Annotated in this window: 21 protein-coding genes; 11 read left to right on the top strand and 10 right to left on the bottom strand. The window is 70.3% G+C overall.

Features of this window, described 5'->3' with window-relative positions; translation table 11 throughout:
• The first annotated feature begins 79 nt into the window (after positions 1-79).
• From ncot_RS11570 to ncot_RS11560, 3 genes are all read left to right on the top strand, one after another.
• On the top strand, positions 80-2,977 hold the full coding sequence (locus ncot_RS11570; RefSeq protein WP_168617745.1) for a hypothetical protein: 2,898 nt from the start codon (positions 80-82) through the stop codon (positions 2,975-2,977).
• Positions 2,978-2,985: 8 nt separating this feature from the next.
• Positions 2,986-4,086 carry a hypothetical protein gene (locus ncot_RS11565; RefSeq protein ID WP_168617744.1) on the top strand — a complete coding sequence of 367 codons (1,101 nt, stop codon included), beginning with the start codon at positions 2,986-2,988 and terminating at the stop codon, positions 4,084-4,086.
• A gap of 76 nt (positions 4,087-4,162) precedes the next feature.
• On the top strand, positions 4,163-4,594 hold the full coding sequence (locus tag ncot_RS11560) for a glutaredoxin domain-containing protein (RefSeq protein WP_168617743.1): 432 nt from the start codon (positions 4,163-4,165) through the stop codon (positions 4,592-4,594).
• Positions 4,595-4,670: 76 nt separating this feature from the next.
• Here ncot_RS11560 and ncot_RS11555 read toward each other — a convergent pair whose 3' ends face one another.
• The 4 genes from ncot_RS11555 to ncot_RS11540 all read right to left on the bottom strand — a co-directional run bounded on the left by ncot_RS11555 (position 4,671) and on the right by ncot_RS11540 (position 7,996).
• Positions 4,671-5,078 carry a hypothetical protein gene (locus ncot_RS11555; protein ID WP_168617742.1) on the bottom strand — a complete coding sequence of 136 codons (408 nt, stop codon included), beginning with the start codon at positions 5,076-5,078 and terminating at the stop codon, positions 4,671-4,673.
• Positions 5,079-5,788: 710 nt separating this feature from the next.
• Complete coding sequence (locus tag ncot_RS11550; RefSeq protein ID WP_168617741.1) at positions 5,789-6,358, bottom strand: TetR/AcrR family transcriptional regulator; 570 nt, start codon at positions 6,356-6,358, stop codon at positions 5,789-5,791.
• Positions 6,359-6,450: 92 nt separating this feature from the next.
• Positions 6,451-6,813 (bottom strand): SPW repeat protein, encoded by a 363-nt coding sequence (locus tag ncot_RS11545; RefSeq protein WP_168617740.1) that lies wholly within the window; start codon positions 6,811-6,813, stop codon positions 6,451-6,453.
• A gap of 160 nt (positions 6,814-6,973) precedes the next feature.
• On the bottom strand, positions 6,974-7,996 hold the full coding sequence (locus ncot_RS11540) for a DICT sensory domain-containing protein (RefSeq protein ID WP_168617739.1): 1,023 nt from the start codon (positions 7,994-7,996) through the stop codon (positions 6,974-6,976).
• A 57-nt stretch (positions 7,997-8,053) separates the two neighbouring features.
• Between ncot_RS11540 and ncot_RS11535 the strand changes: the two genes are divergently transcribed.
• The 4 genes from ncot_RS11535 to ncot_RS11520 are packed head-to-tail and all read left to right on the top strand — an operon-like array spanning position 8,054 to position 10,956.
• Positions 8,054-8,329 (top strand): hypothetical protein, encoded by a 276-nt coding sequence (locus ncot_RS11535; RefSeq protein WP_168617738.1) that lies wholly within the window; start codon positions 8,054-8,056, stop codon positions 8,327-8,329.
• Position 8,330: 1 nt separating this feature from the next.
• Complete coding sequence (locus tag ncot_RS11530; protein ID WP_168617737.1) at positions 8,331-9,194, top strand: FHA domain-containing protein; 864 nt, start codon at positions 8,331-8,333, stop codon at positions 9,192-9,194.
• Entirely contained in the window at positions 9,194-9,580 is a 387-nt protein-coding gene (locus ncot_RS11525; protein ID WP_168617736.1) for a hypothetical protein, read from the top strand. Before ncot_RS11530 ends, ncot_RS11525 begins: the two co-directional genes overlap by 1 nt.
• Positions 9,580-10,956, top strand: a complete 1,377-nt coding sequence (locus tag ncot_RS11520; RefSeq protein WP_168617735.1) for a deoxyribodipyrimidine photo-lyase — start codon at positions 9,580-9,582, stop codon at positions 10,954-10,956. The genes ncot_RS11525 and ncot_RS11520 overlap by 1 nt, the downstream gene beginning before the upstream one ends.
• A gap of 187 nt (positions 10,957-11,143) precedes the next feature.
• Here the strand turns inward: ncot_RS11520 and ncot_RS11515 are convergent, their stop codons facing one another.
• The gene (locus ncot_RS11515) at positions 11,144-11,329 is read right to left on the bottom strand and encodes a hypothetical protein (RefSeq protein ID WP_168617734.1); all 186 of its coding nucleotides are present in this window, start codon (positions 11,327-11,329) and stop codon (positions 11,144-11,146) included.
• Positions 11,330-11,559: 230 nt separating this feature from the next.
• Here ncot_RS11515 and ncot_RS11510 point away from each other — a divergent pair, with 230 nt between their 5' ends.
• A complete protein-coding gene (locus ncot_RS11510; RefSeq protein ID WP_206064946.1) occupies positions 11,560-12,459 on the top strand; it encodes an HNH endonuclease family protein in 900 nt (299 codons plus the stop codon).
• Between the two features lie 87 nt (positions 12,460-12,546).
• On the top strand, positions 12,547-13,527 hold the full coding sequence (locus ncot_RS11505; protein ID WP_168617732.1) for an LLM class flavin-dependent oxidoreductase: 981 nt from the start codon (positions 12,547-12,549) through the stop codon (positions 13,525-13,527).
• Between the two features lie 53 nt (positions 13,528-13,580).
• Here ncot_RS11505 and ncot_RS11500 read toward each other — a convergent pair whose 3' ends face one another.
• On the bottom strand, positions 13,581-14,009 hold the full coding sequence (locus ncot_RS11500) for a hypothetical protein (protein WP_168617731.1): 429 nt from the start codon (positions 14,007-14,009) through the stop codon (positions 13,581-13,583).
• A gap of 201 nt (positions 14,010-14,210) precedes the next feature.
• Here ncot_RS11500 and ncot_RS11495 point away from each other — a divergent pair, with 201 nt between their 5' ends.
• Both ncot_RS11495 and ncot_RS11490 read left to right on the top strand, forming a co-directional pair.
• The gene (locus tag ncot_RS11495; protein ID WP_240937876.1) at positions 14,211-15,587 is read left to right on the top strand and encodes an FAD-linked oxidase C-terminal domain-containing protein; all 1,377 of its coding nucleotides are present in this window, start codon (positions 14,211-14,213) and stop codon (positions 15,585-15,587) included.
• A 60-nt stretch (positions 15,588-15,647) separates the two neighbouring features.
• On the top strand, positions 15,648-16,064 hold the full coding sequence (locus ncot_RS11490; RefSeq protein WP_168617729.1) for a hypothetical protein: 417 nt from the start codon (positions 15,648-15,650) through the stop codon (positions 16,062-16,064).
• A gap of 47 nt (positions 16,065-16,111) precedes the next feature.
• On the opposite strand, the gene ncot_RS11485 is transcribed toward ncot_RS11490, so the two are convergent.
• The 4 genes from ncot_RS11485 to ncot_RS11470 form a co-directional block, all read right to left on the bottom strand.
• Complete coding sequence (locus ncot_RS11485; RefSeq protein WP_168617728.1) at positions 16,112-16,639, bottom strand: DUF488 domain-containing protein; 528 nt, start codon at positions 16,637-16,639, stop codon at positions 16,112-16,114.
• Between the two features lie 49 nt (positions 16,640-16,688).
• The gene (locus tag ncot_RS11480; protein ID WP_168617727.1) at positions 16,689-17,117 is read right to left on the bottom strand and encodes a hypothetical protein; all 429 of its coding nucleotides are present in this window, start codon (positions 17,115-17,117) and stop codon (positions 16,689-16,691) included.
• A 76-nt stretch (positions 17,118-17,193) separates the two neighbouring features.
• Positions 17,194-18,102 carry a sucrase ferredoxin gene (locus tag ncot_RS11475; RefSeq protein ID WP_168617726.1) on the bottom strand — a complete coding sequence of 303 codons (909 nt, stop codon included), beginning with the start codon at positions 18,100-18,102 and terminating at the stop codon, positions 17,194-17,196.
• Positions 18,099-19,229, bottom strand: coding sequence for a cupin domain-containing protein (locus ncot_RS11470; RefSeq protein ID WP_240937875.1), 1,131 nt, complete (start codon positions 19,227-19,229; stop codon positions 18,099-18,101). Before ncot_RS11470 ends, ncot_RS11475 begins: the two co-directional genes overlap by 4 nt.
• Position 19,230: the final 1 nt, after the last annotated feature.

Below are 19,230 nucleotides of genomic sequence, written 5' to 3'. Positions count from 1 at the left end.
GGTGCACCGACGTATCAGCGGCCGCGCGCGGAACTCCTCGTCAGCAAAGGCCCGGAACCAGCAAGGGACGTGAGCACGGATGAACGAGCTTTTCCGATTCATGGTCATGCGTCCGGCGGACCTGCCCGCCGACGAGGACATCCACACTCTGACTGCCAAGTCGCTCGACCTCGGGGTCTCGGGCGGCCGGCTGCGGCGCGAGGCCGCGGCGTTCCTCCAGTCCGACGACGCGGTACGCCGTGTCACCGACTCGCCCCTCGGCGTCGCGGCGCGGTCGGTCGCCGACGCGCTCGGGGTCGACCGGCTCTCGAACGCCGACGCCGACGCGCTCGTCCAGGCCACCACGGGTCGCAGCGCAGCGGACACCGTCGCGGAGGCGGAGTTCGGGACCTACCGGCAGCGCGTCGAGGACACCCTCGTCGCCACCAAGGTGGTGTCCGGGTCGTCGGGCACGGACACGCGTGCGCTGGCGGTCGTCGCCCAGGGCCTCGACGTCATGGCCCGGGTCGCCGACGGCGTGGACGTGATCGGCGTACGACCCCTGGTGCTGCCGGACGAGCCGACCGGACGGGATGGTGACGAGACCCGTCCCGAACCCGAGCCCGACCACGAGCGCGACGACGAGCGCGGCGACCACCGTGATGAGGACCGTGACGACGGGCGTGACGACGAGCGTGATGAGGACCGTGACGACCAGCGTGACGACGACCGCGACAAGGAGATCCGCGCGCAGGTCGCACGCATCGACGAGGTGATCACGACCTTGAAGTCGCTCCCGGCGTCGGTCTTCGAGACCGAACCACAGCGACGCCGTCCGCTGGGGGAGACCGTCCGCGAAGCGGCCACCGAGCGCGAGACCGAGGTGCGCGAGCACCGCGACGTCGCGCGCGACGGCAGCGAACCCGGGTCGGTGTCGCCACGGGTGCCGTGGGTGATCGACGCGCAGGCCGCGCGCGAGCTGCCGGCCACCGTGCAGGGCACCCTGCGTTCGCTCTCGGTGGAGACGTCCAGCACGCCGCTGCCGGTGATGCTGCGTACGTTGGACGAAGCCCGTGGCGCGAAGCTGTCGTCGCTGTCGGAGAAGCCGTCGAAGGTGAGCGTGGTCTCGAAGCTGGGCAGCTCCCTGGCGGCCGAGTCGGACGCCGACGAGCTCGTCGGCTCGCCGTCCGCCGGCATGCCGCAGGGCCACGGGTCGATCCGGCCCGTCGGCATCGGCGACCTACTGCTCGTCAAGGAGCACGTGCTGCGCTACGAGGGCGGCGAGCTCGCCCACGTCGAGAACGTCCTCAAGTCGGAGCACCTCAGCCGCGACACGCGTCGCCTGGAGCGCACCGAGACCACCATCCTCACCGAGTCGGAGACCAGCAAGGAGGAGGAGCGGGACACCCAGTCGACCGACCGCTTCTCGCTGCGTCGGGAGACCAGCTCGACGATCAAGGCCGACACGCAGTTCAAGGCGGGGCTGGCCGTCACCGCGAAGTACGGCCCGTTCGTCGAGGTGAAGGCCAACGCCGACTTCGCCACCAACCACTCCTCGGAGGAGTCGACCAAGCAGGCCTCGGAGTTCAGCAAGGACGTGGTCTCCCGGTCGGTCAGCAAGGTCGTCGAGCGGGTGCTCGAGCGAAGGTCGACGACCACGCTCAACGAGTTCGAGGAGAAGTACTCCCACGGCTTCGACAACACCGACGGGGACGGCAACATCTCGGGCGTCTACCAATGGGTGGACAAGGTGCTCCAGGCGCAGGTCTACAACTACGGCAAGCGGATGCTCTTCGACGTCACGCTGCCCGAGCCCGGCACGGCGTTCATGGTCGCGGAGACCAAGGGCAAGCTCGAGCACGAGACCATCAAGCCTCCGGTGCCGTTCACCCTCACTCCGACCCAGGTGACCGAGGGCAACTACGCCTACTGGGCACGTCAGTACGACGTGACCGGGATCGAGGCGCCGCCACCGCCCGTGAAGACGTTGAGCAAGGCGCTCGACGGCACGGTGCCGCAGGACCCCTACGAGTTCAGCAAGTCCGCCGACATCGTCATCGACGAGGGGTACGTCGCGCGCTACGCACTGTGGACGGCTGCCTGGAACACCTACCCCGGCGCATCGTGGTACCTCCTGATCGGGAACAACGGCCTCAACGTGTTCACCGACTCGACGTACGTCGACATGGCCGACGAGGTCGGATCGGTCTCGATCTCGACCTTCGGGTGGAAGCTGCGTGACTTCGCAGCCACCGTCGAGATCTTCTGCGAGCGCACCCAGCGCGCGATGACGGCCTGGCAGCTGAAGACGCACGCAGCGCTCACCCAGGGCTTCCTCACCAAGCAGCAGGGCTACGAGAGCAAGCTCGCTGAGGCAGCGGCTGCCGCAGGCGTCGTCATCTCTGGTCGCAACCCGCTGTGGAACTCGCGCATCATCACCTCCGAGCTGCGCAAGCAGTGCCTGTCACTGCTCACCGCCCAGCAGTTCGACGCCTTCGGCGCACTGGAGGTCTCGGCGGAGGGCTACCCGCAGCCCAACCTGGCACGCAGCGAGGCGCAGATGCCCTACGTCCGTTTCTTCGAGCAGGCCTTCGAGTGGGAGCACCTCGTCTACTTCTTCTACCCCTACTTCTGGGGCTGGAAGCCGGCGTGGTCGCACCACCTGCTGCTCGACGACGTCGACCCGACGTTTGCCGACTTCCTGCGCGCCGGCGCCGGCCGAGTGGTGTTCCCGGTGCGGCCGGGGTTCGAGGCTGCCGTCGTTCACTACCTGGAGACCGGCGAGATCTGGAACGGCGGGCCGCCGCCGGACATCTCGAGCTCGCTCTACGTGCCGATCGTCAAGGAGATCCAGGAGGCGACCGGCGCACCGGGCAACGAGGTGCCCGTCGGCGAACCCTGGCTGGTCCGACTCCCGACCACGCTCTCCAAGCTGCGGCCTGACGACTCGCTGCCCACCTGGGCCAAGGTCGGCGACGACTGGCAGCCGTCCAACTAGGAGGTCCGATGCGCAACCACATCATCGTGGCGGCGGTGGACTGGGAGTTCGCCGGGGTCGACTTCCAGCTGCTGGCCACGAACCGGCGCAAGTACCTCACCCGCCAGAACACCAAGAAGGCTGACCTGCGGTTCCTGATGATGGACGTGCGTGGTGGCAAGGTCACGAAGATCGAGGTCACCTACCCGGGCGGGAAGCAGGTCGAGACGGCGACCGTCGTACGCACGCTCGACCCGGTCGGCCGGGCGAGCTACGGCACGTTCACCGATGCCAGCGGGGCGACGCACACGGCCTTCAAGCCTGGTCAATGGGGCGTCATGTCGATCACCGACGTCTATGCGGCGGTCCGTGACATCGGCGTGACCGAGCCGGGGACCCTGCAGGAGCTGAGCTTCTTCGGCCACGGCTGGATGGGCGGGCTGATCCTCGTGAACAGCTGGGACAACCGCAGTCCGAGCGTCCCCGTGCCTGCCACTGGCGGGGCGCCGACCTCGATCACGGTGACCCTCGGACCGACGCAGCGCGACCCGAGCGACAAGGACTCGCGCGGTCAGTACGACTTCGTCGCACCCACGCAGGACGCCGCGGCCCTGAAGCTGATGAGGGACGCCTTCGCGAGTGACGGGTACTCCTGGTTGTGGGGCTGCGCGTTTCCTCGCGTGATCCACCACGCCCTGTGGGCGATGGAGGGTGCCAAGGCGTACTCCTCGAGCGGGACCGGCGACGACACGGTGCTGACCCTGGACAAGGTGGTCAAGGACGATGTCGACTACCTCGACAAGTGGCTGATCCCCGTCCTGGGTTCACCGTTCCCCTCACGCTCGACCATCACGACGAAGTTCAAGTTCCTCAAGTACGCCTTCTGCGCGGCCAACGCCTCGTGCTTCGCCGCGCTCCTCGCGGACGCCACCCGCCAACCCGTGCGCGCGGCCCTGCTGGGCACCTATTCCGAGTACGACAGCCCCACCGACCAGATGCACGTGCACACCGGCTTCGCGGGCCACGTCGCGTTCTACAAGAACTACGTCGGCATGAAGATGGACCCCGAGGGGCGTGGCTACGGGATCTACACACCGGGCATGACCTGCGCCGTGCCGTCGGTGCCCTGAGTCCGGGGCCGGTTCGGGTCCAGGTCCGGGCTCGAGTCGGGGTCCGGCTCTGATCAGACGTGAGATCCTGTCTGACATGCGCTGGCTCTGGCTCCTGGTGCTCGCAGTGACGGGCATGCTCGTGGTCGATGCCGCGCGGGACGGCTCGATCGCCCTGGCCGTGGTGTACGGCGCCCTGGGGCTGGCGTACTCCTGGTGGCTCAGCCCGTGGCGGTTCGGTGGAGACGCCAAGCATGCAGAGGTCGAGCGGCTGCCGGCGTCCGAGCGGGCAGTGGTGATCTACTGGCGACCGGGCTGTGCCTATTGTGCGCGGCTGCGGTTTCGTCTGGGGCGCGGTGGGCGCCGGGCGACCTGGGTCAACATCTGGCAGGACCCGGAGGCTGCAGCGTTCGTCCGCAGCGTCAACGACGGCAACGAGACGGTCCCGACGGTCCTGATCGACGGTCGCCCGACCACGAACCCTGACCCGGCACTGGTGCGGGACCGGCTGAGGGCCGGACGGTCATGAGCTGGTCCGGTCCGCGGCCGTCCACCCGATCGCCTCAGGGACTCGAGCGGTGCGACGCCGGAGTGATGACGTCGCGTCAGTCTCCGATGTCGATCACCAGCCGGGCCGGTCGGGTGAGGCTGTGCACCCGGAACGGCCGGACGCCGTCGAGCCCGGCGAGCACCTGGGTGTAGCCCTCGAACGTGCCGGCGACGTGCACGGCGGGGATGGCGTCCGTGCCGCACAGCCGCGTGGGTCCGCTGTAGTAGTCGGACGCCGGCCACGTCGTGTTGGAGGCGGAGACCTGCAGGGTCGAGGTGCCCTCGAGGTCGACGGTCTCACCGCTGCCCTCGAGGAGGGCCTCGTCGACGTACTCGACGTTCCAGCCCGGAGTGCCGGTGCCGGAGAACTCCAGCACGATCCGGTCGTCGTTCCTGTGACGCGTGACCCGGACGTCGGTCAGCACGACGGGTTCGCCCGAGCCACGTCCTTGCTGTGGTCGCACGTGTTCAGGAAGTGCCGTCCCGCCCTGCGCTGGTGCGTCCTCAGCGCCTTTGGTCGACGTGGTGCCCTGTGCTGATGTGTCTGCAGCGTCCTTGGTCGACGTGGTGCCTTGTGCTGGTGCGTCCTCAGCGGCGTTGGACGGCGGGCCGCTGGTGGTGGGGTCCTTCCCGCAGGCGGACCCGAGCGCGGCCATGACCGTCAAGGCCAGGAGGACGCACGTGGCTGAGCGCGCCCTCCGCGTGGCGACAGGAGGGTCCGCGAGCACGGCGCGGCCAGCGTGATCAGAGCGGAACGTCATCGGTGCACCTCACCCGTAGGAGTTGACTGGAGGACGCGCCGGCGCCCGCCCCGGTTGTCATGCAGGCCGTCCCTCGAACCGCCGGAGGCTCGAGGGACGGCTCGAAGGGCAGGTCGCCGGGTGGCCCCTTCCAACCCATCGCCGGCTCGAAGGGCAGGTCGCCGGGCGGCCCCTTCCAACCCATCGCCGGCTCGGTTGAACAAACGTTCATTCAAAGGACGTTTTGAATGAACGTTTGTTCAACGCGGTGGAGCACCAGCACGCATCCCGCGTGGGAAGCGCATCATCCGGGTCCGCGGCCCACAGTGTCCGCGGCCCACAGTGCCCGCGACCCACAGTGCCCGCAGCCCACAGTGTCCGCGGCCCACAGTGTCCGCGGCCCACAGTGCCCGTGGACGGGTGTGCCGTCGTGATCAGGCCGGGGCCGGCGTGCCGACCGCCAACGCCACGACGGCGGCGGCGCCCTTCATGTCCGGAAGCGCGCCGCCGGCCCGGCGGGCGTTGGCGTGGTCGAGCATCACCGCGACAAAGGTCTCGGCGCCCTGGCGCAGCAGCTTCTTCGCCACGGTCCACTCGACGGCCTGGTCCAGCGCGGACTCGGTCAGGTCGACCAGCGAGCGGCGCAGCTGGCGCAGGTGGTCGCGCACCTCCGGATGCGTGCCGCTCTCACGGAAGATGATCGTGCGCAGCACCAGCGAGTCGTGGTCCTCCAAACCGAGGCTGCGGTGCACGGCCAGCAGCGAACCGGCCGGGTCACCACGGCGTACGACGTCTGCGACGGACTCCTTCGTCGGCGTCGGCAAGCGTTCCTTCAGCAGCGTCAGGAGCAGGTCGATCTTGTGGGGGAAGTAGTAGAAGACGAGTCCCTTCGGCACCTCGGCCGCCTCGGCCACGCGGGCCGTCGGCGTCGCGTCGAAGCCGTCCACGGCGAAGAGCTCCTCGGCAGCGTCGAGGATGCGGGTGCGACGGTCATGGGTGGGCATCGGGCTCCGAATCTGGGGAGTGGCAGGAACGCGGAGGGCGGGGCCGAGCGTCAGCACCCGGACTGTCCGCCCTCCGGCGTCACGTGACCGGACTAGTGGGTGATCGTCCTGTGGTGCGGGTGCATCCTCTTCTCGATCTGGGGCATGGCCAGCACGCCGGCGACGGCGGTGATCGCACCGGTGATCCAGGCGGTCATGGCCAGGTTGTCCCTCGTGGCGAAGTCCATCACCCACGGGGAGATGAACAGGAGCACGCCCATGAGGATGAGGGCGTAGTCGGCGATCTGATCGCCGGGCATCGCCAGCGACCACAGGGCGACCACGGCGACGGCTGCGCCCAGGACCACCATCGTCCAGGTGGCCCTGGTCTCGGTGTTGGTCCAGATGGGGGAGAGCAGGGCGTAGACGCCGGCTGCCAGCGCCACCCAGTCCTGCCATCGAGTCCACTTCTTCATGATTGATTCCTCGCTTTCCGTTGACCCGTCGTCGACAGGCGGGTGCCTCCCTCCAGAGTGCTCCTTGATTGACCGCCCGGTCAAGAGCATGCGGCCACCTGTCCTGAGCGGGGAATCCTGAGCGGGGAATCCTGAGCGGGCCAGTCGCGGAGCTGGTGCTTCAGTCGCGGAGCTGGTGCTCGATGTAGCCGACCACCCGGAGGAACAGTCGCGTCGCGGCCGCCGCGTCACCGCCGTGCGGTCCGGTCGGTGTGTCGAGCTGGTCGAGCACGTTGCGAGCGGTCGGCACGCCGGCATGTGTGGCCACGTCGGCACAGGTGAGCGCTGCGTGGCGCACTGCCACCGGATCGAGGGTCCACACCGTCTCGAACTTGCGCTCCCGGTCGGGGACGCCGTCCTGGCCGGGGAGCTCCCACGCGGACAGAGCGATCGGCTGGGCGACGCCCTCACAGATCAGGCTCCACTCGCGCAGCATCGGCGCATCCTCGGGCAGTGTCACGTGGGTGAGTCGGGACTGGCTGACCGACGCGTGGGCGTCGGAGTCGGAGTCGGGGTCGGAGTCGGGGTCGGAGTCGGGGTCGAAGTCGGAGGCAGGGCCGACGTCTGTGGCGGCGGTGGAGTGTGGCCCGCCGGTGAAGACGAAGGTGGCCCGACCGGTGCGGGCCAGGTCCTCCCACCGGGGCAGCGAGGCACGCAGGTGGCGTTCGTGCTGGAACGCCCCGAACAGCACGGTGCGCTCGCCCTGCGCCACACACTCGTCCTCGATGGCGTGGGAGAGCGCGACCAGCGTGGCCTTGCGCAGGAGCAGGGGGGCCACGTGCGGCTCGGTGCGCCTCAGCTCGGCATGGACCGACAGCGTCCGCGGGATCGACCTGTCGCCGGACTGGTTGATCGCGGCCTCGAGGCGGACACCCGCGGCCTGTCGGGCCATCACCGCTCGCACCCGGTCGACCGTCTCGACCGGGTAGCGGCGATGGCCGCTCGGCAGGCGCTGGGGGGCCGGGAACCCGTGCCGCGACTCCCACATGCGCAGCGTCGCCGGGCTCAGCCCGGTCTGCTCGGCCAGCTCGCCGATCGTCAGGGTGCCGCTGGTGGGGCTGTCGTTGGTGGGGCTCTCGTTCCTGGAGCCGCCGTTCGTGGAGCTGGGGTCGGGGGCTTGCGCTTGTTCGGTGGTCGGGTGCACCCTAAGATCCTAAACCTAAACAAAGTGTTTAGGAAGATGTTCAACTTAGGAGCGGTGATGAGTCAGAACACTCAGCAGGTCGCAGGTGGTGCGGCACCCACCGAGGTCGTCGACTGGACCGAGCTCGGCATGCGCATGTGGTCGTTCCTCACGGGCCGTGAGGCAGCGATCAACTACGAGTTCCAGGAGATGGAGGTGGAGATCCCGCGAGACACGGGGCAGAACGCTCCCCGGGCAACCTGGCGACTGAACGGAACCTTGCGGGTGACCACCGATGACCGCGCGTCGGCCCGGCCGGCCTCGCCCCGAGCAGCCTCGCCACGATCGGCCTGACATGAGCCGCCGGCTCCAGATCAGTGCCGACCTCCGGGTCACCGTCGACCTGCCGGATGGCGGGTCCGCCCGCGGGCACCTGCGCGGCAGTGGGCGGAGCCTGACCCTCGAGGTCGACCGCCCGGAGGTCTTCGCCTCGCCGGGTGACGCGGCGTCCTTGGCCGAGCTGGCCGATGCGTTGTGCCGCCGGGGGATCCGGCTCGACGTCACCGACGGAAAGTCCATCCTGCTGAGGATTGGCGACGTCCGCGCCTCGTGGTGGCACCGTCGCCTGACGGGTTCGCGCCACATCCGCCTGGGCAGCCTGCGCAGCCTGGTTGCGCCGGGCCGGGCCCGCCTGCGACCGCGGGGTCGAGGAGCTGTCCTTCCCGATCGGGCCCTGGTGCCGCCGGCCACACTCCTCCCGATCGCGCCGACCTTCCAGCGCCGGCCCAAGCGGGTCATCACGACCACCCACGACGTGGCGCGCGGGGGCCAGCCCCGGCTGGTGCTGGCAGAGCAGCCGCGGCTCGTCGGTGTCTCCCAGCGGGTGACCTGGCTGCGCGACGGGGTCACCACCATCGGCTCCGGCGACGACTGCGACCTGCGGATCGAGGGTCTGGCGGCACTGCACGCCGAGGTCGTGCACGACGAGGCCGACGAGCTGGTGCTCGTCGCCCGCGCTGGCGGAGTGCGGGTCAACGGGGCCACCGTCGATCGCCAGCTGCTGCGCACCGGATGTCGGGTCGACATCGGCGACACCACGTTGGTCTTCAGTCGCGAGGAGTACGCCGACCACGGCCGCCCCTACGGCGGGCGCATCGGCGGAGAGCTCGGTCACCAGCAGCCCCAGCCACCCCGAACCGTCCTGCAGGGAGACTCGTGATGCACCACCCTCGTGACACGGTCACCGCCACCCGCACCGCCACCGGCACCGGCACTGCCACCGCCCTCGCCACCGCCGTCGCCACCCGCACCGGCGTCGCCGACGCCGACACGCTGCTTGTGCGCGTCGGCGCCGGTGACCGCGACGCCTTCGCGGCGCTGTACGACGCAACCAGCGTCTTGGCCTTCCACCTGGCGAGGTGCCTCGACCCCCACGACGCCGAGGCGCTGCTGCGGGCCAGCTATCTGGAAGTGTGGCGCACCGCATCGCGCTTCGATCCCGCTCGCATGCGCGCGGTGCCGTGGATCCTCGGGGTGGTCAGGGCATGTGCTCGATCGGCGAATCCAACCTCGCCCGAGTCGCTGCACGGGGTGGCTGTCGCCTGATGACCCGCACCCACACGGCGATCGTGCTGTTCACCCGTGACCTCCGGGTGCACGACAACCCCACCCTGTCGGCCGCCGTCGCCGATGCCGAACGCGTGGTGCCGCTGTTCGTGCTCGACGACGCGATCACGCAGTCGCCGTACCTCGCTCCCAACCGGGCCACGTTCCTCGTCGACTGCCTGCACGACCTCGACGCGTCCCTGCGCCAGCGCGGGTGCGACGGACTGCAAGTCAGTCGCGGTGACACGGCCACCGAGGTGGCCGCCGTGGTCGCGAAGACCGGGGCCGACGTGGTCCACGTCTCCGGGGACTGGAGCGCGCACGCGCAGCGCCGTCGTGCCTCGCTCGAGGAGGCTCTGCCGGTGGAGCTGGTGGTGCACGACGAGACGCTGGTCGCCGTGCCGCCGGGGGTGGTCGTGCCCGGTGGGAAGGACCACTTCGCGGTCTTCACGCCGTTCCACCGCCGATGGGCGGACCGGCCGAGACGTCCGGTCCTCGACGCGCCGCGCACCCTCGCGCCGAGGTCGGCCGTGAAGCCTGCGCTGACCAGCCCTGGCCGGATCGCGGCGGCCGACACGCTCTGCGCCGGTGACCGGGCGACCCACCTCCCTCCGGGAGGCGAGCGGGAGGGGCGCCGGCGCATGCACGCCTGGTTGCGCACCTCCGTCACGGCGTACGACGACCACCACGACGACCTCGCCGCCGACGACACCTCCCGGCTCTCGCCCTACCTGCACTTCGGCTGCATCTCACCCGTGGAGCTGATCGCGAAGGCAGGACGCTCGCGCGGCGCCGAGGCATTGGTGCGACAGCTCTCCTGGCGCGACTTCCACCTGCAGGTGCTCGCCGCTCGCCCGGAGGCCGGCGTCCGGGACTACCGCGGCCACGGTGATCGGTGGCGCGACGACCCTGACGATCTTGCTGCCTGGGCCGCCGGGGCCACGGGCTACCCGATCGTGGACGCCGCGATGCGCCAGTTGCGGACCGAGGGCTGGATGCACAACCGTGGTCGGCTCGTTGTCGGCAGCTTCCTGACCAAGACGCTCTACCTCGACTGGCGCGAGGGCGCCCGGCACTTCATGCACCACCTCGTCGACGGCGACGTCGCCAACAACCAGCTCAACTGGCAGTGGGTGGCTGGCACGGGCACCGACTCGCGGCCGAACCGGGTGCTCAACCCGTTGCGCCAGGCGGAGCGGTTCGACCCCTCTGGTGACTACGTCCGACGCCACGTGCCCGAGCTCGCCACGATCGAGGGCCCGGCCGTGCACACGCCCTGGAAGCTGCCCGCCGAGGTGAGGGCGGGCCTCGACTACCCCGAGCCGATCGTCGACCTCGACGAGGGGCGACAGCGGTTCCAGGAGGCGAGGCGCTGACATCCGCCGGTCCGACCCGTCCCCGCGCGAGACGGTTTCGCGCCGGGACTCCAGGTCCTGCCCCCGCGACTTCCCCGCGAGCCGGGGTCAGTCGGGCGGCAGGTCAGCCGGGCGGCAGGTCAGTCGGGCGGCGGGTCAGTCAGGCGGCGGATCAGTCAGGCGGCGGATCAGTCAGGCGGCGGATCAGTCAGGCGGCAGGGTCACTCGGGGCGGAACCCCATGTTGCAGTCCGGGTGCCGAGGCCGGAGCCGGTCATCGCCGAGCGCCCGGTGGCGCCGTTCTTCGAGCGGCGGCTGAAGTCGCCGGCGTAGTAGCCGTTGTGCGGGTGGAGGCGTCCGGTGTAGGTGCCCCGGTCTTCTTCGATGGTGAGCATCTCGGCCCTCTCCTCGGGAATCGGTGGCGACATCTCCATGGCGCCGGTTGGTTGGTCTCACCTGTTCCACGAACGGGGTCGGCCGATTTCGACAGTTGCGACCGCGGTGACGTGCCGAATGTCTCGAGATGGGCCGAAGGCGGGCAACGGTCCGCGATGATGGGCGCAGGATCGGGTCGAGGGTGGTGAGGTCGTCGGTGGGGCATCAGGTGAATCGGTCGAGTCGCGCCGTGGTGGTGCTCCTCCTGGGGCTCGCGCTGGTCGGGTGGCAGGCTCCTGCCCGGGCGCACGGGAGTGCTCCGGAGGCGGTCAAGGACCGGGTGGAGGTGCGGGCCGGCACCGAAGTCGTCGTCAGGCCCCTCGCCAATGACTCCGTGGCCCACAAGCGGGTGGCGCGGGTGCGGATCGTGAAGGCGCCTGCCCGGCTGCGCGCCGACGTGCGCAACGGGCGCAAGCTCAGCATCCGGCCGCGCGACACGGAGGTGGGCAGGCACCGGATCGTCTACAGCGTGACGGACAAGCACGGTCGCCGGGACCGTGCGCGAGTGGTCGTGGACGTGCGGCCGCACCTGAAGTCGCTGGTCGCCCGGACCCGGCGCCTGGACGTCGCGACGGAGAACCGGACCGGCTACGACCGGTCGGCGTACAAGCACTGGACGGATGCCGACTCGGACTGCTTCAACACCCGCGCCGAGGTGCTCCTCGCTGAGACCCGCGCCGAGGCGACCTGGAACGACAACTGCACGGTGCAGACCGGGAAGTGGCGTTCCTACTACGACGGCCGGACGACCACGAACCCCAGCGACTTCGACATCGACCACCTGGTGCCGTTGGCGGAGAACTGGGACTCCGGTGGTCGCGACTGGACGGCAGCCAAGCGCGAGCGGTTCGCCAACGATCTCGGTGACGATCGTTCCCTCGTGGCGGTCACCGCGTCGTCCAACCGCTCGAAGAGCGACCGCGATCCCGCCGAGTGGATGCCCGCCCGGGCGAAGTGTCGCTACGTCACGGAGTGGGTGGCGGTGAAGGTCCGCTGGGGGCTGACCGTGGACCGGGCGGAGAAGGACACGCTGCTGGCGTACGCCGCCTCGTGCTCCCACCGCATCGTCGAGGTAGACAGGGCCAGCTGAGCAGTGGGATGAAATGCGTTGCCGGTGGGGTTGTCCCGAGAGACGACGGCGCCGGTTGTGCGCCGTACCCTCGCTGAAAGGTGCCGCATGCCCCTCCCGGTCTCGATCCTCGACCTCGCCACCGTGGCCCGCGACCAACCGGTCGGTGAAGCGCTGGCCGGCACGGTGGCCCTGGCCCAGAAGGCGGAGGAGTCAGGCTACGCACGGGTCTGGTACGCCGAGCACCACAACATGGCGCGGATCGCGTCCTCGGCGACGTCGGTGCTCATCGCCCACGTGGCGGCCCACACGACGACCATCCGGCTCGGCGCCGGGGGTGTCATGCTGCCCAACCACTCGCCGCTGACGATCGCCGAGCAGTTCGGCACGCTCGAGTCCCTGCACCCCGGCCGGATCGACCTCGGCCTGGGCCGTGCGCCGGGCAGTGACCAGAACACGATGCGGGCGCTGCGGCGTGACAACACCTCGTCCGACACCTTCCCGCAGGACGTCCTCGAACTGCAGGGCTACCTGCGCGGCGAGTCGCTGATCCCGGGCATCGACGCCTACCCGGGCAAGGGCACCGACGTCCCGCTGCACATCCTCGGGTCCTCCTTGTTCGGTGCCGGACTGGCGGCTGCCCTGGGGCTGCCCTACGCCTTCGCCTCACACTTCGCGCCGGCCGCGCTGCACCAGGCGATCGAGCTCTACCGCCGCGAGTTCAAGCCCTCGCAGCAGCTCGACGAACCCCACGTCATGGCGGGCTACAACGTCATCGCTTCCGACGACCAGGCCGATGCGGAGCGCCAGCGGCAGGAAGTCCTGCGCAGCCGGGTCGCGCTGATCCTGCGCCCGGGCACGCCGTACACCGACGAGCAGGCCGACGTCCTGCTGGAGTCACCACAGGCGCAGCACCTGCACCAGATGATGACCTACAGCGCGGTCGGCACTCCTGACGTCATCCAGAAGCAGGTCAACCAGTTCGCCGAGGAGACCGGTGCCGACGAGCTGATCGTGGCCCACCAGGGCACCCGTGTCGAGGAGCGGTTGCGCTCCGTCGACCTGCTGGCGGACGCCTACTTGGGCTGAGGCTCCCTGAGCGACCCGGTGCTTGCCAGTCTGACCAGAAGTAGCCAGTCTGACTAGAACCAGTAGGCGTACTTGCCGGTGACGATGAAGGGCTTGACGTACTTGGTCTCGTAGCCGCCCCAGTCCTCGCACTCGCCGTCGTAGCAGTACCAGTCGGAGACCCACACCCGACGCTCGGTCTTCTCGAAGTCCAACGAGACCGAGGAGAGGCTCCACCGTTGACCGCACTGGCGGAAGTCGTAGCTGCGGGACGCGTCTCCGTCCGAGTAGGAGTTGGAGTACGACAGGCGTCCCTTGGCGCCGATGATCCGACGAGCCTTCTTGATCGTGGTCTTCTTGGTGACCTTGCGGAACTCCGACTTGGTGATGCAGCCCGGGGTGCCGCTGGCGGCTTCCGCCGACGACCCGACGAGGACGGCTGGTGCGACGCTGAGCGTCACGATGGCAGCGAGGGTGGCGAGCCCGGTGATGATGCGCTTCATGTGGTGTTGCTTCTCCCGTAGTTGTGCAAAAGACCTCGACCAGTGTGCGTGTCATCGGCCCGACCCGCAGGAGAATCGTCCAACTCGACACGTGTCGTGGGACACGACGGCGGGACTGGTCTTGCCGCCGCGAGGGGGATGTTCGGGGACGCTGTCCGGGGCGGGGCGGATAGCCTCACGGTGGGAAGTGAGGGATCGGCTGTGACGACCACCATCATCGAGACGCTCGAGACCATCGACGACCTCGACCTGCTGATCAGCGCGGATTCCACGTCGGCCTACGCCCACGACCGCGCTGTGTGGGCGGCGTACGACGTGCCGGTGGCGGTCGTGCGCCCGCGCACCACCGAGCAGGTGCGTGCGGTCGTCGCGGCCTGCATCGAGCACCACACCCCGGTGGTCACGAGGGGCGCCGGCACCGGACTGTCCGGTGGCGCCAACGCGACGGCCGATGCGGTGGTGGTCTCGCTGGAGGAGATGGACCAGGTCCTCGAGGTCGACGTCGAGCACCGACTGGCTCGCGTGCAGCCCGGCCTGGTCAACGACAACTTCCGTGCCGCCCTGGTCGAGCACGACCTCTGGTATCCGCCGGACCCGGCGAGCAGCCCGTGGTCGACGATCGGCGGCAACGTCGCCACCAACGCCGGCGGCATGTGCTGCGTGAAGTACGGCGTCACCGGCGACTACGTGCGCGAGCTCGAAGTGGTGACCGGGACCGCCGAGGTGGTGCGGCTGGGCCGCCGGACCGCCAAGGGAGTGGCCGGCTATGACCTGCGCGGCCTGATGGTCGGCTCCGAGGGAACGCTCGGGATCGTCACCGAGGTCGTGGTGAAGCTGCGGCCGCTGCCGCCGGAGCCGACGACCGTGATCGGCAACTTCGACTCGCTCGAGGATGCCGGGCGAGCAGTGGCGCTCATCGGTGCCTCAGGGGTCGCGCCGAGCCTGCTTGAGCTGGTCGACCGGGGCTGCCTCGAGGCGGTCGACGCCTGGCGGAACATGGGCCTGGCCAGCGAGGCGGACGCCGTGCTGATCGCACGCAGTGACGCGCCCGGGGCATCGGGGGAGCAGGAGGTGGCCGAGCTGCTCCGCTGCTTCGAGGAGGCCGGTGCGACCTACACCGCGGCGTCCACCGATGCGCAGGAGTCGGAGGCGTTGTATGCCGCCCGGCAGCTCGCGTTCCCTGCGATGGAGCGGCTCGGGGTGGTGCTGACCGAGGACATCTGCGTGCCGCTGTCCCGGGTGCCCGACGTGCTCGGCCAGCTGCGGGCGATCGGCGATCGGCACGACGTGAAGCTGGCGACCATCGCCCACGAGGGCGACGGCAACCTGCACCCGTTGCTGGTCACCCCGCCCGGCGACGAGGCCGCCGGCCTTCGCGCGCAGGCCGCGTTCGACGAGATCATCCAGGTCGCCCTCGAAGCCGGGGGCACGGTCACCGGCGAGCACGGCATCGGCCTGCTCAAGCGCGACGGTCTGGGCCGCGAGCTGTCACCGGCGGTCGCGCGGATGCACCACGCTGTGAAGGCAGCCCTCGATCCGCACGGAATTTTCAACCCCGGCAAGGCCCTGCCGATCTGAGGTGACCGCGCAGCGCGCTGTCCCGTCCGCGTCGTGGGCCGGTTGGCTAGGGTGGACGACATGAGGTGCACTCGGGATCTCGTCGGGTTGCTGCTGGTCACGGTGCTGGCCTGCGGGTGCGGCACCTCGTCCGACTCCGATGACGAGGAGGAAGGCATGAGTGACGCGACCTCGGGCCCCCGGAGCCCCGGCCAGGGATCCTCTCCATCGGGCTCCGGAACCCTGCCCCCTGAGCAGCAGGAGGCGGTCGACGACCTGGCTGAGAGGCAGGGGATCGCGGCGGACGACGTCGAGGTGGTGCGCGTGCAGGACGTCACCTGGCGTGACGGCAGTCTCGGCTGTGCCGAGCCGGGTCGGATGTACACCCAGGCGCTGGTCGAGGGCCGGCGCATCGTGCTCGCCGCGGGCGGTGCCGAGTTCGAGTACCACTCCGGGGGTTCCCGGGCCCCGTTCCTCTGCGAGAACCCGACCCAGTAGCCCTCAGCTCGCCGTCCCCGGGAGCTGCGCCGGCGACGACCGACGGGTCAGCGGTCCCATACCACCACGCCGTCGGGACGCAGTCGTGCCCCGTCGCTGATCGGGTGCTCGACCAGCCGCCCGTCGTGCATCAGGTGCCGGACCGGCACGTCGTGGGCCACCGCCGCGACGTCGCTGATGATCCGTCGGTGGCAGCGCCACCACACCGCCTCCGAGCACATGATCGCCGTACGCCGGGAGTCGACGTCGGCGAGCAACTCCCGCAGGCCTGCCGCGAAGTCGTCGGTCCGCGTCCACGCGGCGTAGGCGCGGAATGCGGCCACCTGCCACCACGGGTCGAGGGTGTCCTCGTCCTCGTCCTTGGTGAGTCGTCGCCGCCCACCCAGACGGGCGTCGTGGCGATGACCGATGTCGAGCTCGGCGAGCAGGTCCTCGACCTGCCCCGCCGCGGCCGCCGGGTTGCTCCGGCTGCCGGGGAAACGGCGTACGTCGACGACCGTCTCGACGTCGGCGCCGCGCAGGAGCGCGCCGAGCTGGTCGCGCTCGAGGCGACCGTGTCCGAAGGTCAGCAGCACGTCGCGCCCCTCAGGATCATGCACGCGCCGGGCGGGCGGTGGTGCTCGGTCAGTCGGACTGGCCCGTCCTGCGTGACGTCAGCCCGTCGATCAGCAGGCTGAGACCGACTCCCACGAGCCAGGTGTCCTTGGCGATCGCGGTGCCCTGCTGGCTCGGTCGGAACTTCGATCCCTCCTCCGTCATGCCCGGTGTCTTCAGGTACATCTGGATCAGGCCGCCACCGAAGGCGGTCAGCGCGGCTCCGGCGAGCACCGAGGGCACGAACGGCGTGAGCAGGGCCGCGCCGAGGGCGATCTCACCCGTGCTGAGGGTCTGGCCGAAGACCTTCGGGTCCATGGACTTCGCCTGGGGAATGGCGTTGGCCGCCATGCCCTGGAGGCCTTCGGCGGCCTCGGGCGGCAGCTTCCGCTTGGACAGGCCGCTGTTGAGGATGAAGGCTCCGGTGGCGAGGCGCAACGGGACGTGGCTCAACTTCATGGGATCTCCTCGTGCTGGGGGTCAACGTGCCTCCGACGGTACCCACCGCGGCGATCTCGACCCCGGGCCGTGGCCGTCACCCTGCGCGGACGATCGACAGCGTCTCGTGGTGGGGGACCGGATTGTCCCGCGTGGCCCGGCAGGTCAGCTGGAGCGGCTCGTCACCGGTCGACGTACGAACCCTGACGGCCCAGGGCGCGCCGCCGACACTGAACACCGCGTGCGTCACGTCCTCGTCCACCTGTCGGGAGAGCAGGCGGACGGCGTCGTCGCGCGTCTCGCCGAGCTGTCGACGCAGCGCGACCTCCGCGAACTGCACGGGCATGGGGAAGGACGAGCGGCCGCGCAGGTGGTCCAGGTCGAGCTGCCCGGTGGCGAGGCCGTCGGCGATCGCCAGCGCCGACTCCGGCTCCACGCGACCGTAGTAGAGCCCCTGGGGGAGGACCAGCAGGTTGCCGGCGAACCGGTCACCGCCGATGTGGGAGACCTCCCACGTGGCCTCGGGGTGGGCGGCGGCCAGCGCCGCGGCGAGCGGCCGGCCGCGTTCGGCGCAGCAGGCGTCGTGGCGCCCGTGCGTGCACACGCACACCAGCGTGCCGTCGTACGCCGTCAGGCCGGGGGAGTGCCCGGCACCGAGCGCGGGCAGGTCGAGCTCGAGGAGCTGGTGGGGGTCGTCGAGCACCGTGGCCCCGATCCACGGTCGTGAGGGGTGGGCGAAGGCAGCGAAGACCCGGGTGCCCTGGGTGCGCTCGCCGCGGGCCGGTCTGCGGACCAGCAGGGGACGGACCCTGGCGGCCGCGGCCCGTGCGGCCACGGCGTTGCCCAGCCCATCAGGCAGTCGCGCGTCGCGCAGGGCGTTGTCACCCCAGGGGCCGGAGTGCTCGATCAGCAGGAACGCCCTGACCGTCGAGGCGGTTCCTGCCACCGGCTCGTCCCGCAGCCGGCTTGCGGTCGAGCAGCGGAACGCCGGGTCGCGGGCGGTCACCTCACCACCTCGAGCAGGCCCTCCCGGACCAGGCGACGGCAGAGCACGAGCGCGCTCTGCGGGTCGAGGTGCTCGGCCAGGTCACCCGGACGGAGCTCGGTGCGGTTGCGGACCTCATCGAGTGCGGGACGCAACCATCCGGGCACGTCGATCGAGCGGTCGCCGAGCAGGACGTCGAGACGCTGCCCGCGCGTCAGCAACACGCAGGGATGACCGGGACGGCGGCGCAGGAGCGTGGTCTCCGTGATCGTCTCGAGGGTGAGGGCGTCGTGCAGCCCGCCCGCCAGACGAGAGCTGCGGCTGGTGAGGAAGCGACGTACCTCCGCCTCCACGGCCGCCGCGGTGTCGACGCCACGGACCCGCGTGGCCAGGTCCTCCAACCGGTGGGCGAGCTCCTCGACGAGGGTGTCGGGGTCGTCCAGGTAGCCGGCCGGCAGGTGCTCGTCGGGTGCGCCCGCGACCACGTCGGCCAGGCTGCGCTGCAGCAGTCCTCGCCAGGTGGCCTGGTTGATGCCCAGGGTGACGTGCAACGAGACGGTGTCCTGGGCTCGTGCCGCGTGCGGCGTACCGGTCGGGAGGTACATCGACAGCCCGGGCTCGAGACGGACGTCGGTGGCCCCCTCGGGTCCGTGGACCTCCCACAGCTTGGAGCCGGCGGTCTGGAAGACGAACACGTCGTGGGAGTCCGAGTGCACCGCGAAGCCCTGGGCGCCGGGCGGGGTCAGGTAGGCGTTGGCCTGGCACGGGTGGCCCAGCTCCAGCTCGAGCTCGGCAACCAGTCGTGTGATCGGCGGCCAGTAGCGGTGCAAGCCCTGGTAGACGATCGTCGCGCCGTCGGCGAACAGGTCGAGCGCCTTGCGCGGGTCCACCAGCCCCGTCAGCGGCTTGCCGGCCAGCGTGGCACCACGGGTGTAGGACGACTCGGACAGCACCGAGCCGTCCCGGGCGATCCGGATGGATGGGGTCCGGATCGCCGAGGACGTCAGCAGGTTGTCGGCGTCGTCGAGTGAGAAGAGGTCGACCAGCTGCGCGGGGTCCGCCTGGTGCAGGTGCACGCGGGATGCCCAGACCTTCGAGACGAAGGTCTGGGCATCACCGCTGAGCAGGTCGAGCGCAGAGCCCGGCACG

This window comes from Nocardioides sp. JQ2195, from assembly GCF_012272695.1.
Classification (GTDB): domain Bacteria; phylum Actinomycetota; class Actinomycetes; order Propionibacteriales; family Nocardioidaceae; genus Nocardioides.
Note: the sequence above shows the minus strand (reverse complement) of the source record. Positions and strands in the feature narration are given on the sequence as shown.

Bases quoted from the DNA above. Each gene is read 5' to 3' on its own strand.
- ncot_RS11570 (WP_168617745.1), top strand. From the start codon at position 80: ATGAACGAGCTTTTCCGATTCATGGTCATGCGTCCGGCGGACCTGCCC.
- ncot_RS11565 (WP_168617744.1), top strand. From the start codon at position 2,986: ATGCGCAACCACATCATCGTGGCGGCGGTGGACTGGGAGTTCGCCGGG.
- ncot_RS11560 (WP_168617743.1), top strand. From the start codon at position 4,163: ATGCGCTGGCTCTGGCTCCTGGTGCTCGCAGTGACGGGCATGCTCGTG.
- ncot_RS11550 (WP_168617741.1), bottom strand. From the start codon at position 6,358: ATGCCCACCCATGACCGTCGCACCCGCATCCTCGACGCTGCCGAGGAG.
- ncot_RS11545 (WP_168617740.1), bottom strand. From the start codon at position 6,813: ATGAAGAAGTGGACTCGATGGCAGGACTGGGTGGCGCTGGCAGCCGGC.
- ncot_RS11535 (WP_168617738.1), top strand. From the start codon at position 8,054: ATGAGTCAGAACACTCAGCAGGTCGCAGGTGGTGCGGCACCCACCGAG.
- ncot_RS11530 (WP_168617737.1), top strand. From the start codon at position 8,331: ATGAGCCGCCGGCTCCAGATCAGTGCCGACCTCCGGGTCACCGTCGAC.
- ncot_RS11525 (WP_168617736.1), top strand. From the start codon at position 9,194: ATGCACCACCCTCGTGACACGGTCACCGCCACCCGCACCGCCACCGGC.
- ncot_RS11520 (WP_168617735.1), top strand. From the start codon at position 9,580: ATGACCCGCACCCACACGGCGATCGTGCTGTTCACCCGTGACCTCCGG.
- ncot_RS11515 (WP_168617734.1), bottom strand. From the start codon at position 11,329: ATGCTCACCATCGAAGAAGACCGGGGCACCTACACCGGACGCCTCCAC.
- ncot_RS11505 (WP_168617732.1), top strand. From the start codon at position 12,547: ATGCCCCTCCCGGTCTCGATCCTCGACCTCGCCACCGTGGCCCGCGAC.
- ncot_RS11500 (WP_168617731.1), bottom strand. From the start codon at position 14,009: ATGAAGCGCATCATCACCGGGCTCGCCACCCTCGCTGCCATCGTGACG.
- ncot_RS11490 (WP_168617729.1), top strand. From the start codon at position 15,648: ATGAGGTGCACTCGGGATCTCGTCGGGTTGCTGCTGGTCACGGTGCTG.
- ncot_RS11480 (WP_168617727.1), bottom strand. From the start codon at position 17,117: ATGAAGTTGAGCCACGTCCCGTTGCGCCTCGCCACCGGAGCCTTCATC.